At 66.0% G+C, this 15,641-nt stretch carries 14 protein-coding genes; 7 read left to right on the top strand and 7 right to left on the bottom strand.

Annotated features, from left to right (window positions below; all coding sequences use genetic code 11):
• The first annotated feature begins 155 nt into the window (after positions 1 to 155).
• The 3 genes from hrpB to ShzoTeo12_RS16225 all read left to right on the top strand — a co-directional run bounded on the left by hrpB (position 156) and on the right by ShzoTeo12_RS16225 (position 4,604).
• Positions 156 to 2,627, top strand: a complete 2,472-nt coding sequence (gene hrpB / locus ShzoTeo12_RS16235) for an ATP-dependent helicase HrpB (RefSeq protein ID WP_318910420.1) — start codon at positions 156 to 158, stop codon at positions 2,625 to 2,627.
• 29 nt (positions 2,628 to 2,656) lie between these two features.
• A complete protein-coding gene (locus ShzoTeo12_RS16230) occupies positions 2,657 to 3,958 on the top strand; it encodes an ActS/PrrB/RegB family redox-sensitive histidine kinase (protein ID WP_119258001.1) in 1,302 nt (433 codons plus the stop codon).
• Between the two features lie 76 nt (positions 3,959 to 4,034).
• Positions 4,035 to 4,604: an ActR/PrrA/RegA family redox response regulator transcription factor gene (locus tag ShzoTeo12_RS16225; RefSeq protein ID WP_119258000.1), complete on the top strand. Its 570-nt coding sequence runs from the start codon at positions 4,035 to 4,037 to the stop codon at positions 4,602 to 4,604.
• On the opposite strand, the gene ShzoTeo12_RS16220 is transcribed toward ShzoTeo12_RS16225, so the two are convergent.
• Complete coding sequence (locus ShzoTeo12_RS16220; RefSeq protein ID WP_119257999.1) at positions 4,605 to 5,135, bottom strand: MmcB family DNA repair protein; 531 nt, start codon at positions 5,133 to 5,135, stop codon at positions 4,605 to 4,607.
• A gap of 369 nt (positions 5,136 to 5,504) precedes the next feature.
• On the opposite strand from ShzoTeo12_RS16220, the gene ShzoTeo12_RS16215 reads away from it, so the two are divergent.
• Positions 5,505 to 6,170, top strand: coding sequence for a L,D-transpeptidase (locus ShzoTeo12_RS16215; RefSeq protein WP_318910419.1), 666 nt, complete (start codon positions 5,505 to 5,507; stop codon positions 6,168 to 6,170).
• Positions 6,171 to 6,413: 243 nt separating this feature from the next.
• Here ShzoTeo12_RS16215 and ShzoTeo12_RS16210 read toward each other — a convergent pair whose 3' ends face one another.
• Positions 6,414 to 8,582 carry a malate synthase G gene (locus ShzoTeo12_RS16210; RefSeq protein ID WP_318910418.1) on the bottom strand — a complete coding sequence of 723 codons (2,169 nt, stop codon included), beginning with the start codon at positions 8,580 to 8,582 and terminating at the stop codon, positions 6,414 to 6,416.
• Positions 8,583 to 8,809: 227 nt separating this feature from the next.
• Here ShzoTeo12_RS16210 and ShzoTeo12_RS16205 point away from each other — a divergent pair, with 227 nt between their 5' ends.
• A complete protein-coding gene (locus ShzoTeo12_RS16205) occupies positions 8,810 to 9,382 on the top strand; it encodes a hypothetical protein (RefSeq protein ID WP_318910417.1) in 573 nt (190 codons plus the stop codon).
• On the opposite strand, the gene ShzoTeo12_RS16200 is transcribed toward ShzoTeo12_RS16205, so the two are convergent.
• The 5 genes from ShzoTeo12_RS16200 to hslV all read right to left on the bottom strand — a co-directional run bounded on the left by ShzoTeo12_RS16200 (position 9,327) and on the right by hslV (position 14,340).
• On the bottom strand, positions 9,327 to 10,736 hold the full coding sequence (locus ShzoTeo12_RS16200) for a cytochrome P450 (RefSeq protein WP_318910415.1): 1,410 nt from the start codon (positions 10,734 to 10,736) through the stop codon (positions 9,327 to 9,329). The two genes, ShzoTeo12_RS16205 and ShzoTeo12_RS16200, sit on opposite strands and share 56 nt — an antisense overlap.
• Positions 10,737 to 10,847: 111 nt before the next feature.
• The gene (locus tag ShzoTeo12_RS16195; RefSeq protein ID WP_318910413.1) at positions 10,848 to 11,795 is read right to left on the bottom strand and encodes a DUF1402 family protein; all 948 of its coding nucleotides are present in this window, start codon (positions 11,793 to 11,795) and stop codon (positions 10,848 to 10,850) included.
• Positions 11,796 to 11,976: 181 nt separating this feature from the next.
• A complete protein-coding gene (gene hslU / locus ShzoTeo12_RS16190) occupies positions 11,977 to 13,284 on the bottom strand; it encodes an ATP-dependent protease ATPase subunit HslU (RefSeq protein ID WP_318910412.1) in 1,308 nt (435 codons plus the stop codon).
• A 14-nt stretch (positions 13,285 to 13,298) separates the two neighbouring features.
• Positions 13,299 to 13,793 carry a GNAT family N-acetyltransferase gene (locus tag ShzoTeo12_RS16185; RefSeq protein WP_318910410.1) on the bottom strand — a complete coding sequence of 165 codons (495 nt, stop codon included), beginning with the start codon at positions 13,791 to 13,793 and terminating at the stop codon, positions 13,299 to 13,301.
• The gene (gene hslV / locus ShzoTeo12_RS16180) at positions 13,780 to 14,340 is read right to left on the bottom strand and encodes an ATP-dependent protease subunit HslV (protein ID WP_119257991.1); all 561 of its coding nucleotides are present in this window, start codon (positions 14,338 to 14,340) and stop codon (positions 13,780 to 13,782) included. Before hslV ends, ShzoTeo12_RS16185 begins: the two co-directional genes overlap by 14 nt.
• A 210-nt stretch (positions 14,341 to 14,550) precedes the next feature.
• Between hslV and hisB the strand changes: the two genes are divergently transcribed.
• Entirely contained in the window at positions 14,551 to 15,144 is a 594-nt protein-coding gene (hisB, locus tag ShzoTeo12_RS16175) for an imidazoleglycerol-phosphate dehydratase HisB (protein WP_119257990.1), read from the top strand.
• Between the two features lie 25 nt (positions 15,145 to 15,169).
• The gene (locus ShzoTeo12_RS16170; RefSeq protein ID WP_318910407.1) at positions 15,170 to 15,640 is read left to right on the top strand and encodes a DUF2628 domain-containing protein; all 471 of its coding nucleotides are present in this window, start codon (positions 15,170 to 15,172) and stop codon (positions 15,638 to 15,640) included.
• Position 15,641 lies beyond the last annotated feature (1 nt).

Below are 15,641 nucleotides of genomic sequence, written 5' to 3'. Positions count from 1 at the left end.
CGTTCGGATCGTTTTACGTGTCCTCACCGCCGCATAGCGACCCTCCGCCCCTTCTCTCGGCTATCGGAGCCGGCTATTCAGGCGGAGGAAACAGAAGCGGAGAAATCCATGTCCAGCCTTGCAGAAGGCACCTTCCTCACCGATCGATGCATGCAATGACGGTATCTCTTATAGACCGCCTGCCGCGCCTGCCCGTTTCGGAGGTTCTCCCTTCCCTGGGCGAAGCGCTTCATGTGGGCACGCGCGTGGTGCTTTCCGCGCCGCCCGGCGCGGGCAAGACGACGCTGGTGCCGCTCTTCCTGCTCGACGCCACCTGGCGGGGTGACGGGAAGCTCATCCTTCTCGAGCCGCGGCGGCTTGCCGCCCGGGCGGCGGCGGGCCGCATGGCGGAGCTGCTGGGCGAAAAGGTGGGCGAGACGGTCGGCTACCGCATGCGCCTCGACAACCGCGTCTCGGCGAAGACCCGTATAGAAGTCGTGACGGAAGGCGTCTTCGCGCGGATGATCCTCGACGATCCGGAACTGGCCGGCGTTGCCGCCGTGCTCTTCGACGAATTCCACGAGCGCTCACTGGATGCCGATTTCGGTCTTGCGCTGGCGCTGGACGTGCAGGCGGCGCTGCGGGACGATCTTCGCCTGCTCGTCATGTCGGCGACGCTCGATGTGGAACGGGTCTCGGCGCTGCTCGACAATCCACCGGCCATCGTCAGCGAGGGGCGGAGCTTCCCGGTGGATATGCGCTATCAGGACCGCCCGGCAGGCGAGCGTATAGAAGACGGCATGGCACGCGCTATCATAGAGGCGCATCGCAGCGAAAGCGGGTCGATCCTCGCCTTCCTGCCCGGGCAGGCCGAGATCACCCGAACTGCCGAGCGGCTGGAGGGCCGGTTCGGCCCGGAGACGGCGATCGTGCCGCTCTACGGCAATCTCAGCCAGAAGGAACAGGACGCCGCGATCCGCCCTGCGCCCGCCGGTACGCGGAAAATCGTGCTGGCGACTTCCATTGCCGAAACCTCCATCACCATCGACGGCGTGCGCATCGTCATCGACAGCGGCCTGCAGCGCCTGCCGGTCTTCGAGGCGGCGACCGGCATCACGCGGCTGGAGACCGTACGCGTCTCGCGCGCCTCGGCCGACCAGCGCGCCGGCCGCGCCGGGCGAACGGAACCGGGCATCGCGATCCGGCTCTGGCATGCCGGCCAGATGGCGGCGCTGCCCGCCTTCACGCCGCCGCAGATCCTGTCCAGCGACCTTTCCTCCTTCATGCTCGATCTTGCCCATTGGGGTGTGACCGATCCGGCTGACCTCCGGCTCGTCGACCAGCCGCCGGCAGCGGCGGTGGAGGAGGCACGCAACCTGCTTCGCCTGCTCGGCGCGCTGGATGAGGCGGGTGCGCTCACCCCGGCAGGCAAGCGCATTCGCGAGCTGGCCTTGCCGCCGCGGCTGGCCGCGATGATCCTCCACGCTGCCGGCGATGGCCAGCAGGCGGCAGCCGCGCGGCTCGCCGTGCTGCTCACCGAACAGGGTCTCGGCGGCTCGGCAGTGGATATAGAAGAACGCCTGCGTCGCTTCGCCAATGAGCGTGGCGAGCGGGCCGAAGCGGCGAAGCGATTGGCGCAGCGCATGGCGGATGGTTTCGGCAAGGCCGCCTCCCCCGCCGCGAGCACGCCGGGCGCGCTGCTGCTGCACGCCTTTCCCGATCGCGTCGCCCTGCAGCGCGGCGGGCGCGGGCGATTCGTCATGGCGAACGGGCGCGGCGGCGAGTTGCCGGAAACCGAACGGCTGGCGGGCGCGGAGATGATCGTCGTCGCCGACCTTACCGGGCAGGCAGGTCGGCAGCGCATTCTCGCGGCGGCGGAAATCGACCGATCCACCGTCGAGGCGGAACTTGCCGATAAGATTGTGCGCGAGGACCAATGCGTCTTCAACCGGGCGAGCCGGCAGGTGCGGGCGCGGCGGGTCGTGCGGCTCGGCGCGATGATCCTCGAGGAAGCGCCGCTTCCGCGGCCGGGCGGGCCGAAGGCGGCGCAGGCGCTTGCCGAAGGAGTGCGCCAGCTCGGCCTGCAGGCCCTGCCCTTTTCCCGCGAGGCGGCGCAATTGCGCGACCGGATCGGCTTCCTTCACCGTTCCATCGGCGAGGCCTGGCCGGACACGAGCGACGAGGCGTTGCTTGCGCGGCTCGACGACTGGTTCGTTCCCTTCCAGGAGACGACGCGCGGCATCGACGACATATCCTCGGGCAGCCTGCAGGAAGGGCTGCTGGCGCTGGTGCCCTATGAGGTGCAGCGCGACCTTGCACGGCTCGCGCCCACGCATTTCGAGGCGCCGACCGGCCAGCGCCATCCGATCCGCTATGACGGCGCGGAGCCGGTGCTGGCGATACGCGTGCAGGAACTGTTCGGCTTGAAGCAGCACCCGGCCGTCGCCGGCGGGCGGCTGCCGCTGCTGCTGGAGCTGCAATCGCCGGCGCACCGCCCGATCCAGACGACGCGGGACCTGCCCGGCTTCTGGGCCGGTTCCTGGCGGGACGTCAGGGCGGACATGCGCGGGCGCTATCCGAAACATCCCTGGCCGGAGGATCCGGCCGAGGCCATGCCGACGACGCGCGCCAAGCCGCGCGGCACTTGAGGATCGCCGATATTCAAAGGAGACGAAGCATGACAGGCTATCAGGATATCGATTTCGAGGGCTCCGGCCGGCGACTTCGCCTCGAAACGCTCATTCGCCTGCGCTGGCTGGCGGTGGCGGGCCAGACGATCAGCGTCGTCGTCATCGCGCTGTGGCTGAAATTCCCGCTGCCGCTGCTGCCGGCCCTCGTGCTGATCGCTCTGCTGGCGGCGGTGAACTTCTTCCTGGCCGTGCGCTTTGCGCCGGCCCATCGCCTGACGCCGCCGTCCGCCTTCCTGCTGCTCGCCTTCGACCTTTGCCAGCTGACGGCACTGCTCTTCATCACGGGCGGCCTTGCCAACCCCTTCGCGCCACTCGTCTGCGTGCCGGTCATCATCTCCTCCTCGCTGCAGCCGGTGCGCTTCAGCCTGACGCTTGGCGGGCTCGCCGTCGCCGGCATCACGGCGCTCGCCTTCACGCCCTTCCCGCTGCCCTGGTATCCGGGCACGCTGCTGGTCGTGCCGCCGGTGCTGACGGCCGGCTTCTGGTTCGCCATCGTCTCGACCACCGCTTTCGCGGCCTTCTACTCCTACCGGGTATCGCGCGAGGCGGGCGAGCTTTCCGATGCGCTGGCGGCGACGGAACTCATCCTCCAGCGCGAAAAGCACCTTTCCCAGCTCGACGGACTGGCGGCGGCGGCGGCCCACGAACTCGGCACGCCGCTCGCCACGATCAGCGTGGTGGCCCGCGAGATGGAACGGGAGCTCGGCACCGACGACCGCTTCAGGGAAGACGTGCAGCTCCTGCGCAGCCAGAGCGAGCGCTGCCGCGACATCCTGCGCCGGCTGACGACGCTTTCCACCGAGGACGAGGCGCATATGCGCGTTCTGCCGCTCTCCTCCCTCATGGAGGAGGTGCTGGCGCCGCACCGCGAATTCGGCATCAGGCTCAATCTCGTCGAGAACGGCGAGCGGGAAAGCGAGCCGGTCGGCAACCGCAATCCCGGCATTCTCTACGGCCTCGGCAATCTCCTCGAAAACGCCGTCGACCACGCCCGCGAGGAGGTCACCGTCACGGTCAGCCATACGCCGGAACGGGTGACGATCGTCATCGAGGACGACGGCGACGGCTATGCGGCGGATATCCTCCAGCGCATCGGCGACCCCTATGTCACCAAGCGGCAGAAGGACGAGCGGGCGGGCGGGCTGGGGCTCGGGCTCTTCATCGCCAAGACGCTGCTGGAGCGCTCGGGCGCGAGGCTCACCTTCGGCAACCGCACGGGCGACCGGCCGGGCGCGCGCGTCTCGGTCGATTGGCCGCGGGCGCGGATGGAGGCGAAGGGTGCGAAATGACTTTACCCGCACCATCTTACAGGTGATAAGCTGACCGCGATCAAGAATGGACGAAAATCGGCCACGGAAGACGAAAATGGCAGAAAACACCGAACCGCAGACCGCAGCCGACGATATCGGCCCCGATCCCTCGCTCCTCCTGGTCGATGACGACGCGCCGTTCCTGCGCCGGCTCGCCCGCGCCATGGAAACGCGCGGCTTTGCCGTCGATACCGCCGAATCGGTGGCCGAGGGCATCGCCAAGGCCAAGACGAGCCCGCCGAAATACGCGGTCGTCGACCTTCGCCTCGGTGACGGCAGCGGCCTCGACGTCATCGCCGCCATTCGCCAGCGCCGCGACGACACGCGCATCATCATGCTGACCGGCTACGGCAATATCGCGACGGCCGTGAACGCGGTGAAGCTCGGCGCGGTCGACTATCTCGCCAAGCCCGCCGACGCCGACGACATCTTCGCCGCACTGACGCAGCGCCCGGGCGAAAAGGTCGAGCTGCCGGAAAACCCGATGTCGGCCGACCGCGTGCGCTGGGAGCATATCCAGCGCGTCTACGAGATGTGCGACCGCAACGTCTCCGAAACGGCCCGCCGCCTCAACATGCACCGCCGCACGCTCCAGCGCATCCTCGCCAAGCGCGCGCCGAAGTAATCAGGCCGGCTCGTCCCGGCGTCCGGAGACGATGGCCGAAATGTCCGGCCCGTCCCGCCGGGCATCCATGGAGAATTCCGCAAGAAGCAGCCGGCCCGCGGCGACGCGGGCGAAGGCGAAGGTCACGGCCTTGCGCGTCGGGGCGGAGAGCCTGTGCTCCGGCGCCTCGCGCAGCATATGCGCGCCGTAGCCGTCGGAAAGAATGAGGCCGCACTCCTCCGGGAAGATATCGAGCGGCACGTCCTTGTGGGTGGCGAAGAACAGCCGGTCGCAATGGCGGCGGTAATCCGGCCATTTGCGGTCGACGCGAAAATCCTCGATCGACGTCTTGATCTCGATGATCCAGATCTCGCCCTTGTCGGACAGGCTGATGAGGTCGGCGCGCCGGCCGCTCGCCAGCGTCAGCTCGGGCAGGACCGCATGGCGCATGTCCATCAGCATGCGCTGGACGCCCCGGCGCACCATCATGGCGCGGTCCGACTGGCGGCCGTCGAGCAGCGGATTGTCGTTGTGCAGCGAAACGATCGTCATGGGGTTCCTCGGCGAATCGCAGTCTAGCGCGAATCGCCCGGCCTGAAAAAGTTAAGAGGGGGCCGCCGCCGGATCATGCAGCAAGGCTTCGTTAACCGCGCGAAACGGTTCCTGTGCGATGACGGGTCAGCCGGCGGAATGACCGTTGAACGGCGCGTGAAGGCGTGCTTGGCAAGGAGCCGGGGCCAGCGAAAGCGGCAGTCGACCGGCATTGTTGTTGCAAAAAAACACTTCTCCGGTTTTTTGCTTGCGCGCGAGCCCGCACCATGCCGCACAGACTTGCATTGACCGGTTTAATCGAAAATAAACCATAGTCGATAAAAGTTCTGCGTCTCGGAACTTCTTAATTCCTGATCCTAAGAGAATCACATGCGCTTCCGCAATGCCCTCCTTCTGTGCGGCCTGGCAGCGGCCGTCACCCTCGCTGGTTGCTCCACCGCCCCGTCCGACTCCGCGCCGGGCGAAAAGGTGGCGACGAATGCCATCTTCACATCGGATTATGGCCCTGTTGAGGACAACGGCTACGCCCTGCCGGCGATTCCGATCAACAAGGTGAACACCAAGTTCCACCGCCAGATCGTCGATTACGCCACCGGCGAGAAGCCGGGCACGATCATCGTCAACACGCCGAACCGCTTCCTCTACTACGTGCTGCCGGGCGGCAAGGCCGTTCGCTACGGCATCGGCGTCGGCAAGCAGGGCTTTGCCTGGCAGGGCGAGGCCTATGTCGCCTGGAAGCAGGAATGGCCGACCTGGCATCCGCCGAAGGAAATGGCGGACCGCAAGCCCGACGTCGCCCGCTACGTCAAGGACGGCATGGGTCCGGGCCTGAAGAACCCGCTCGGCGCCCGCGCGCTCTACCTCTTCAACGAGAAGGGCCAGGACACGCTGTTCCGCCTGCACGGCACGCCGGAATGGGCCTCCATCGGCACCGCCGCCTCGTCAGGCTGCATCCGCCTGATGAACCAGGACATCATCGACCTCTACAAGCGCGTCCGCCCCGGCCACAGCGCCCGCGTCGTCGTCCAGCAGTAAGCGCAGGACACCGCATTCATGCAAAAGGCCGCCGGGATGACCGGCGGCCTTTTTCTTTGCGGCGTTGCCCCTCATCCGCCTGCTGGCACCTTCTCCCCGCAAGCGGGGAGAAGGGATATGCCGCGCCGTTTTCCGCATTACGGGAAGCCTTTGCCTCCTTCGCCTTCTCCCCGCTTGCGGGGAGAAGGTCGCGGCAGCGGGATGAGGGGCGAAGCGGCAGGGAACTTCCCCGCCGTCCCATTTTCAGGCGTTCGCAGCCTTCAGCTCCAGCCGACGGCGATGGAGGACCGGCTCGGTATAGCCGTTCGGCTGCTCGCGGCCCTTCAGGACGAGGTCGAGCGCGGCCTTGAAGGCGATCGAGGTGTCGAAATGGCCGGCCATCGGGCGGTAGAGCGGGTCGCCGGCATTCTGTCCGTCGACGACCGCGGCCATGCGCTTCATCGTCTCGAGGATCTGCGCTTCCGTGACGACGCCGTGATGCAGCCAGTTCGCCATGTGTTGGGCGGAGATGCGCAGCGTGGCGCGGTCTTCCATCAGGCCGACATTGTTGATGTCCGGCACCTTGGAGCAGCCGACGCCCTGGTCGATCCAGCGCACGACATAGCCGAGGATGCCCTGGGCATTGTTGTCGAGCTCGCGCTGAATTTCCTCCGGCGTCCAGTTCGGACGAACCGCGACCGGGACGGAGAGGATATCGGAGAGCTTTGCACGCGGACGCGAATGCAGCGAAGCCTGCACATCGGCGACATTGACCTTGTGGTAGTGCGTCGCATGGAGCGTCGCGGCCGTCGGCGAGGGAACCCAGGCGGTGTTGGCGCCGGCCTTCGGATGGGCGATCTTCTGCTCCAGCATCGCCGCCATCAGGTCCGGCATGGCCCACATGCCCTTGCCGATCTGCGCATGGCCGGACAGGCCGCATTCGAGGCCGATATCGACGTTCCAGTTTTCGTAGGCGCCGATCCAGGCGGCCTGCTTCATGTCGCCCTTGCGGATCATCGGGCCCGCTTCCATCGAGGTATGGATCTCGTCGCCGGTGCGGTCGAGGAAGCCGGTATTGATGAAGACGACGCGGTCCTTGGCGGCGCGGATCGCCTCCTTGAGGTTGACCGTCGTGCGGCGCTCCTCGTCCATGATGCCCATCTTCATCGTGTTCGGGGCCATGCCGACGGCGGCTTCGACGCGGGCGAAGAGCTTCGAGGCGAAGGCGACCTCTTCCGGCCCGTGCATCTTCGGCTTGACGACATACATCGAGCCGGCGCGCGAATTCTGACGGCGGCCGTTCGGACCGACGTCGTAGAGCGCGATCAGCGCGGTGACCATGGCGTCCATGATGCCTTCCGGCACCTCGTTGCCGTCGCGGTCGCGGATCGCCGGATTGGTCATGAGATGACCGACATTGCGCACCAGCATCAGCGAACGGCCGGGCAGCGTCAGGGTGGAGCCGTCGGGCGCGGTATAGACGCGGTCGGGATTGAGCCGGCGGGTGAAGGTCTTGCCGCCCTTGACGACCTCTTCGGAAAGATCGCCCTTCATCAGGCCCAGCCAGTTGCGATAGACGACGACCTTGTCCTCGGCATCGACGGCGGCGATGGAATCCTCGCAGTCCATGATCGTGGTCAGCGCCGATTCGATGACGACGTCGGCGATATGCGCCGCATCGTCCTTGCCGGTCGGCGTGGAGGCGTCGATGCCGATGTCGATATGCAGGCCGTTGTTGCTCAGGAGGACATGGGTCGGGGCGGAGGCATCGCCGACATAGCCGGCGAACTTGTTCCCGTCCGCAAGACCCGCCTTGCCGCCGCCCGTCAGCACGACGACGAGCTTGCCGCCCTCGACCGCAAAGCCCGCCGCATCGCGCCAGGAGGCGCCGGCAAGCGGCGCGCTGTCGTCGAGGAAGCCGCGCGCCCAGGCGATGACCTTCGCGCCGCGCACCGGATTGTAGCCCTTGCCCTTTTCCGCACCGTCCGTCTCCGGGATCGCGTCCGTGCCGTAGAGCGCGTCATAGAGCGAGCCCCAGCGCGCATTGGCGGCGTTCAGCGCATAGCGTGCGTTCATGACGGGTACGACGAGCTGCGGGCCGGCAAGGCTCGCGATCTCCGGATCGACATTTTCCGTCGTTACCTTGAACGCGCCGCCCTCGGGCAGCAGATAGCCGATCTCGCGCAGGAAGGCCTCGTAGGCGGCCATGTCGCTCGGCGCGCCGTTTTCGCGGTACCAGGCATCGAGCTTTTCCTGCAGCGCATCGCGCGTCTTCAGCAGCGCGCGGTTTTCCGGCGCGAGGTCGTGCACGATGGCGGAGAAGTCGGCGAAGTAGCGCTCGGCGTCCACGCCCGTACCCGGCAGGGCCTCGTCGACGAGGAAATCATAAAGCGCGCTGTCGATCGAAAGACCGGCTTTTTCGGTAAAAGACATCTGAAAAACTCCGAATGACGGGACGAAGGGGGAGTATCCCGAATGGTGTCACTTTCAGGAGCTTTCATTCATAGTCAATTCGGCAACAGCATAAAGAATTTATTCCGCTCCGGATAAAATCATATTTTTGCCGCCGCGGGACAGTTGCGGAAACGGCCGGAAACCTTTTCAAAACAGGGCCGCAATGGTGTTATGTCGCGCCCATGCCGAAGAACGAGGAACCGCCCGTGATCGCCCTTTCCCCGCCGCATCGCCCTTCGGGCCGGAAGCCACTTTCGGCAAGCCTTCTTCTCGCCGCCACCCTTCTTCTTGCCGGCAGCCTGCCGGTGGGCGCGCAGGAGGAGGACGAGGGCCAGTACCAAGCTCAGATCCCCGATGTCGCGATCTACAAGGCGATGCTGGACGCCAACAAGCAGACAGGCTGGGTGCAGTTCCGCGAATTCGCCGGCCAGCAGCTCATCTATTTCACGGCCTTGCAGTCCATGCATTGCCGGCTGAAGGAAGTGCGCTACTCGATCAATTCCGACGCGCTCGACAAAACCTTCCCGATGGCGGAATGCGATCCGGAGCTGCCCTTCAACCTGCCGTCGGACGACAGCCAAAACTGGCTCTATCTGAACCTCAAGCCCGGCGAGGCCGAGACCATCGCCGTGCAGGCCGTCTGGGACGACGGCAGCGGCAGCGAGATCGTCGTCTACCAGCCCTGCAAGAACCCGGAGGCGACCTGCGCCTCGATCAAGACGATCAAGAAGGCGAAGAAGCGCTCTGACGAGCCGTCACCCTCAACGCCAGCCCGTTAGCCGGCTGCGTCGTCAGGCGCTGCACCGGCCAGGGCTTCGTCTGCGCCGTCATGTCGAAGCGGAAGCGGTGCATCAGCACACCGAGCGCGATGATCGCCTCCTGCATGGCGAAGGTCGCGCCGATGCAGATGCGCGGCCCGGCGCCGAAGGGGAGATACTGGAAGCGGTGGATCGCCTCGCGGTTCTCCGGCAGGAAGCGCTCGGGCATGTAGGCGCGCGGCTTCTGCCAGAGCAGCTCGTGGCGGTGCAGCGTCCAGGGCATGACGAGGATGGTGACGCCCTTGGGAATCTCCACCGTCTCGCCGGAGGGGCTCGTCCACACGTCGTCGGCGATCGCCTCGCGGTTGATCGAGGGCGCGGGCGGGTAGAGCCGCATCGCCTCCTCGAAGGCGGCGCGGGTCCAGGGCATCCGCTCCAGCCAGTCGACGGGATCGGCGCCGCTTGCCACGACACGGTCGATCTCCTCCTCCATCGCGTCGCGCACATGCGGGGAATTGGCGAGGCAGTAGAGCGTCCAGGCGAGCGCCCGGGCCGTCGTCTCGTGGCCGGCGCCGATGAAGGTGAGGATATTGTCCTCCACCTCCTCCATGGTCAGGCCCTCCGGTCCCGCCGCGCGCAGCAGCAGCGTCAGGAAATCGCTCGGCACCGTCTCGCCGTCCGCCGCCATGCGCTTCAGGCGCAGCTCCATCGTGTCGCGCACGATGCGGCGGAACTTGCCGAGCACCTTCAGGCCGCCGATCCGCGTCACCCGCGGCACCCATGACGGCGCGCGCAACAGATCCATCGGGTCGACGCGGCCCATGGAATGGAGAAGGTCGTCCACATCGTCGGCGAAATTGTCCGAGGAGGTGACGATCTCGCCGGAGAACAGCGTGTCGGAAAGCACGGCGAAGGCAAGCTCCGTCATGTCGTTGCCGATATCGAAGACCGCGCCGTCCGCGCCCTCGTATTTCTGCGCGTAAAGCTCCGACTGCGCCAGCATCTGCGTGGCAAAGCCCCTGGCGTGGCGCGGCGTGAAGATCGGCGCGACGGCCTTGCGCGAGCGGCGCCAGACCGCGCCCTCGGCCGTCAGCAGCCCGTCGCGCAGGATCGGGCGCAGCACGAGCTGGCGAACCGTCGCCATCCTGTAATTGGCGGCGTTGTCGACGAGGAGATGTTTGATAAGGCCGGGATCGTTGACGATCAGCGTCTTCTCGCCGAAGAAGCTCGTCATGATCCAGGGCAGCGTATAGGAGGGCACGCCCCACAGTTCCAGCGGGTTGCGGAAGACGGTCCGGATGATCTCGATCTTCGAGGGCGGCACCGTTCGGGGAACGGGCGCGGGCGGTTCGAACGGCTCGGGACGCATGTCCATCGTCTTCTTCCTTCAATCGGCTTGCCCGGAGTGTGGGCCGAGAGCGAGGCAGAAATCAGGGCAGGCCCCCGCAAAAGCGCGTAGCGCCCTTCCGGCCGGACCTGCGGAAAGCTAGAGCAGGCCGCGCAGTTCCGCCAGCTTGTCGTTGATCAGCCAGCCGTAATAGTTCTCTTCCGGCCAGGTCGCCTCGCCGGCCGCGCGGCGCGCGGCGAAGGCCGCGGCGCGGGCATCGGGATTGCCGATATTGTAGAGCGTCGCCGTCAGGCCGGGATTCTTCGAGATGTCGACGCCGGCGGTCTTCCTGTAGGCGTCGATCGAGCGGCGGATCGCGGCGGCCATGTAGGCGAGCGAGGTGTCCGGATCCATGATCGCCTGATAGACCCCGGCCGCGTCGTTCTCGTCGAGCCTGTCATAACCGGAGATGCGGGCGACGTCGTCGGTGAGCGTCAGCGCCGTCAGCGGGTTGATCTGGCCGAGGCCGAAGGTCTGGCCGGCATAGAAGGGCTGGAAGAACACCGCGCTGAAACGGTTGTTCGGATAGGACGTGCCACCGACCGTCCGGCCCTTGAAGGTCTTGTTCCAGACGCCCTCGCGGCAGGTCCACAGTGCGTAGGAGCCCTTCTTCGACGCGCATTGCGAAAATTCCGGCCGGGCGATGAAGTCGCCGACCGTCTCGCCGTCATAGGCGAAGCGGAAGTTGCCGGTATAGGACGCGGCCTTCACATAGTAGCTCTGCAGCCGGTCATAGGCATCGACATTATAGGTATGCTCGCCGACGATGGCGCCGACCATGTGGATCGGGTCGATGCCGTATTTCGCGGCGGTCGACTTGATCTTGCCGGTGAGCTGGCGGTCGTTGGCGATGAGGTCGCGCACCTTCTCGTATTTCGCGTCGAAGGAGGTCTTGCCGGCCTTGGTGCGGCGCGTGGAGGCGCCCGGAATAGCGGGCTGCTCGGCATTGCGGTTGCCGGGCGGCACCACGTCGATGGCCAGCGCCGTCGTCTGGCTCTGGACAAAAAGGGCGGCTGCAAGGGCAAGCACAGGCAAGAACTGTCGCACGATTCCGTTTCCCGTCTGGTCAAATCTGTCGGCGGATGGCGGCGACCGATGCACGACGAACATGTCGGAATGATGCCAAGCGCGGCAAAGGCGTAAGGCGGGAGCGCCCCTTCTGTCGAGAGGTCCCGCCTTCAAAAATGCGGCACCGGCGACCCGCTAATGGATCACCGGTGCCGAAACGTCACAGGATGTAGCGCGACAGGTCCGTATTGGCCGCCAGCGTGCCGACATGCTTGCGCACATAGTCGGCGTCGATGACGAGGCTGTTGCCGCCCTTGTCCGGCGCTTCGAAGGAGATCTCGTCGAGCACCCGTTCCATCACCGTCTGGAGACGCCGCGCGCCGATATTCTCGACGCTGGCGTTGAGCTGCACGGCGACGTCCGCCAGCGCATCGATGCCGTCCTCGGTGAAATCGAGCGTGACGTCTTCGGTCTGCATCAGCGCCTTGTACTGGCGGATGAGGCTTGCCTCCGTTTCCGTAAGGATGCGGCGGAAGTCCTCCTTGGTGAGGGCGCGCAGCTCGACGCGGATCGGCAGGCGGCCCTGAAGCTCCGGCAGCAGGTCCGATGGCTTGGAGACGTGGAACGCGCCGGAGGCGATGAAGAGGATATGATCCGTTTTCACCGGCCCGTATTTCGTGGCGACCGTCGTGCCTTCGACGAGCGGCAGCAAGTCGCGCTGCACGCCCTCGCGGGAGACGCCCGCGCCCATGCCGCCGTCGCGCGCGGCGATCTTGTCGATCTCGTCGATGAAGACGATGCCATCGTTCTCCGCCGAGCGGATGGCCTCGCGCTGGATCTGCTCGTTGTCGAGCAGCTTGTCGGATTCGTCGTCGATCAGGACCTTGTACGAGTCCTTGACCGTCGTCTTGACCTTCTTGGTGCGCCCGCCCATCGCCTTGCCGAACATTTCGGACAGGTTCAGCACGCCGATATTGGCCCCCGGCATGCCGGGGATCTCGAAGCCGCCGGGCATGCCGCCGGTATCGGCGATGTCGATCTCGATCTCCTTGTCATCCAGCTCGTTGTTGCGCAGCTTTTTACGGAACGAGTCGCGCGTCGCCGGCGAGGCGGTCGCGCCGACGAGGGCGTCGAGCACCCGTTCCTCGGCATTCATATGGGCCTTGGCCGTCACCTCGGCGCGCTTCTTCTCGCGCACCAGGCCGATGCCGACCTCCACGAGGTCGCGCACGATCTGCTCGACATCGCGGCCGACATAGCCGACCTCGGTGAACTTGGTGGCCTCGACCTTGACGAAGGGTGCGCCGGCGAGTTTTGCGAGGCGACGGGAAATCTCCGTCTTGCCGACGCCGGTCGGGCCGATCATCAGGATGTTCTTCGGCATGACCTCGTCGCGCAGATCAGGCTCGAGCTGGTGGCGGCGCCAGCGGTTGCGCAGCGCGATGGCCACGGCGCGCTTGGCGTCGTGCTGGCCGATAATGAAACGGTCGAGTTCGGAAACGATCTCGCGGGGCGAAAAATTGGACATGGGCTTTTCCGTTTCTAGCAACGGTCCCGGGCCATCATCAGCGCCGGGCCGTCCTCAGTCATGCGTTGATCGAAAGCATGGAATCCGGCCTTTTCATAGGCCCGGATGGCATGCGCATTGTCCGGGTGGGGATCGAGCACGATCCGCTCCACACCCTCGTCGAAGACCTTGGCCGCGAAGGCGTCGATCATTGTCGGGCCGTGGCCGATGCCGACCATATCGGCAAGGCCGATGAACTGGTCGATGCCGATAGTTTGCTCGGGCCGGTCGCCGAAGGAGAAATCATCGGCCGCGATCCGGTAGGATTGCAGGTAGGCGAAGGGCGTCCCGGCATGGAGAACGATGAAGGACGCCATTGCCGGATCGTCGAAATCCTCGGCAATGCCGGCGACTTCTTTCGCCGGCTCGCCCCACCAGCGCCGGACATGCGGCGCGTTCAGCCAGCGTTCCAGCATCGGCAGGTCGTCCGCCGTCACCGGCCGGAAGGCGTAGAGGTCAGCGGTCGGCATCCAGCGTTTCCACCACGACATTGTGGTTGGTGTAGACGCAGATATCGCCGGCGATCTGCATGGCGCGGCGCGCGATCTCCTCGGCCGACTTGTCGGTGTCCATCAGCGCGCGGGCGGCTGCATAGGCATAGTTGCCGCCCGAGCCGATCGCCATCGTGCCGTGTTCCGGCTCCAGCACGTCGCCATTGCCGGTCAGCGCCAGCGTAACGGACTTGTCGGCGACCAGCATCATGGCTTCGAGACGGCGCAGGTAGCGATCGGTGCGCCAATCCTTGGCAAGCTCCACGGCGGCGCGCATCAGCTGGTCGGGGTACTGTTCGAGCTTGGCTTCGAGCCGCTCAAGCAGCGTGAAGGCGTCGGCGGTCGCGCCGGCGAAACCGGCAATGACGTCACCCTTGGCAAGCCGGCGCACCTTGCGCGCATTGCCCTTCATGACAGTCTGGCCAAGGCTCACCTGGCCGTCGCCCGCCATCACCACCTTGCCGTCCTTGCGGACGGTGATGATCGTCGTGGCGTGCATGGAAGCGTAGGGGTCGTGTTCACTCATGGATGGACCTTTCGGGCCCGGATACCGGGCGGGGCACCGCCGACGAGGCGGCTTCGTTGTCATCTATGTAAGCAGCGGCTCGGCAATTGCAAACGGAGCAAGCGGCGGGTGATGGCGAGGGCCTTTCGTCCTGCGCCGAAGGCCCGTGAAAGACTGGCGTTTTCGTGACAGCCCTGTTAAGGAGCGGCGGTAAAATCACCGGAGAAACCCATGAGCCGCACAGCCAGCGTTTCGCGCAAGACGAACGAGACCTCCGTTTCGGTCACCGTCGATATCGACGGCACCGGCACGTCGACCATTTCGACGGGCGTGGGCTTCTTCGATCATATGCTCGACCAGCTGTCGCGCCATTCGCTCATCGACATGGAGATCAAGACCGAAGGGGACCTGCATGTCGACGACCATCACACGGTCGAGGACACGGGCATCGCCATCGGCCAGGCCATCGCGAAGGCGCTCGGCGACCGGCGCGGCATCACGCGCTACGCCTCGCTCGACCTTGCCATGGACGAGACGATGACGCGCGCCGCCGTGGACGTCTCCGGCCGTCCCTTCCTCGTGTGGAACGTGAATTTCTCCGCCCCGAAGATCGGCACCTTCGACACCGAGCTGGTGCGCGAATTCTTCAACGCGCTTGCCCAGCACGCCGGCATCACGCTGCATATCCAGAACATCTACGGCGCGAACAACCATCATATCTCCGAGACGTGCTTCAAGGCCGTCGCGCGCGTGCTGCGCACCGCGACCGAGATCGATCCCCGCCAGGCGGGCCGCGTTCCCTCGACGAAGGGTTCGCTGGCCTGAGCAAAGGCACAGTTGGAGGCCTCCCATGGCCACGTTCCTCGTTCTGATACCGCCGGGTGCCCGAAAGGGCGATGAAAAGGCCCGCGTCATCCGCGACCGCTTCTCCTGGCTCGCGCTCTTCCTGCCGGTGATCTGGCTGCTCTGGCACAGGGCATGGCTCGCCGCCGCCCTCGCCTTCGCGGTGCAGGCGCTCGGCTCGGCCGTTGCCGATCATCCCGTCTTCGGCCTTGCCGGCCTCGGCCTTTGCCTTGCGACCAACCTTCTCGTCGCACTCGAAGGCCCCTCCATGGTCGTCGCCGGCCTCGAACGGCGCGGCTGGACGGTCGATACGGCGATCTCCGCCGATGACCGGGAAACGGCCGAAGCGATCTACTACATGGAAACCCCGGCCGGCGAGGCGGAGACGCGCGACAGCGTTTCCCTGCCGGCCTCCGGAACCTCCGCGCGCCGGCACGCTCCCATGCTCGGCCTCGTCGGTTTCAAGGAAGGACGCTGAC

Origin of the sequence: Shinella zoogloeoides (genome assembly GCF_033705735.1) — a bacterium.
Lineage (GTDB): Bacteria > Pseudomonadota > Alphaproteobacteria > Rhizobiales > Rhizobiaceae > Shinella > Shinella zoogloeoides_A.
Note: the sequence above shows the minus strand (reverse complement) of the source record. Positions and strands in the feature narration are given on the sequence as shown.

Bases quoted from the DNA above. Each gene is read 5' to 3' on its own strand.
- hrpB (WP_318910420.1), top strand. From the start codon at position 156: ATGACGGTATCTCTTATAGACCGCCTGCCGCGCCTGCCCGTTTCGGAG.
- ShzoTeo12_RS16230 (WP_119258001.1), top strand. From the start codon at position 2,657: ATGACAGGCTATCAGGATATCGATTTCGAGGGCTCCGGCCGGCGACTT.
- ShzoTeo12_RS16225 (WP_119258000.1), top strand. From the start codon at position 4,035: ATGGCAGAAAACACCGAACCGCAGACCGCAGCCGACGATATCGGCCCC.
- ShzoTeo12_RS16220 (WP_119257999.1), bottom strand. From the start codon at position 5,135: ATGACGATCGTTTCGCTGCACAACGACAATCCGCTGCTCGACGGCCGC.
- ShzoTeo12_RS16215 (WP_318910419.1), top strand. From the start codon at position 5,505: ATGCGCTTCCGCAATGCCCTCCTTCTGTGCGGCCTGGCAGCGGCCGTC.
- ShzoTeo12_RS16210 (WP_318910418.1), bottom strand. From the start codon at position 8,582: ATGTCTTTTACCGAAAAAGCCGGTCTTTCGATCGACAGCGCGCTTTAT.
- ShzoTeo12_RS16200 (WP_318910415.1), bottom strand. From the start codon at position 10,736: ATGGACATGCGTCCCGAGCCGTTCGAACCGCCCGCGCCCGTTCCCCGA.
- hslU (WP_318910412.1), bottom strand. From the start codon at position 13,284: ATGTCCAATTTTTCGCCCCGCGAGATCGTTTCCGAACTCGACCGTTTC.
- ShzoTeo12_RS16185 (WP_318910410.1), bottom strand. From the start codon at position 13,793: ATGCCGACCGCTGACCTCTACGCCTTCCGGCCGGTGACGGCGGACGAC.
- hslV (WP_119257991.1), bottom strand. From the start codon at position 14,340: ATGAGTGAACACGACCCCTACGCTTCCATGCACGCCACGACGATCATC.
- hisB (WP_119257990.1), top strand. From the start codon at position 14,551: ATGAGCCGCACAGCCAGCGTTTCGCGCAAGACGAACGAGACCTCCGTT.
- ShzoTeo12_RS16170 (WP_318910407.1), top strand. From the start codon at position 15,170: ATGGCCACGTTCCTCGTTCTGATACCGCCGGGTGCCCGAAAGGGCGAT.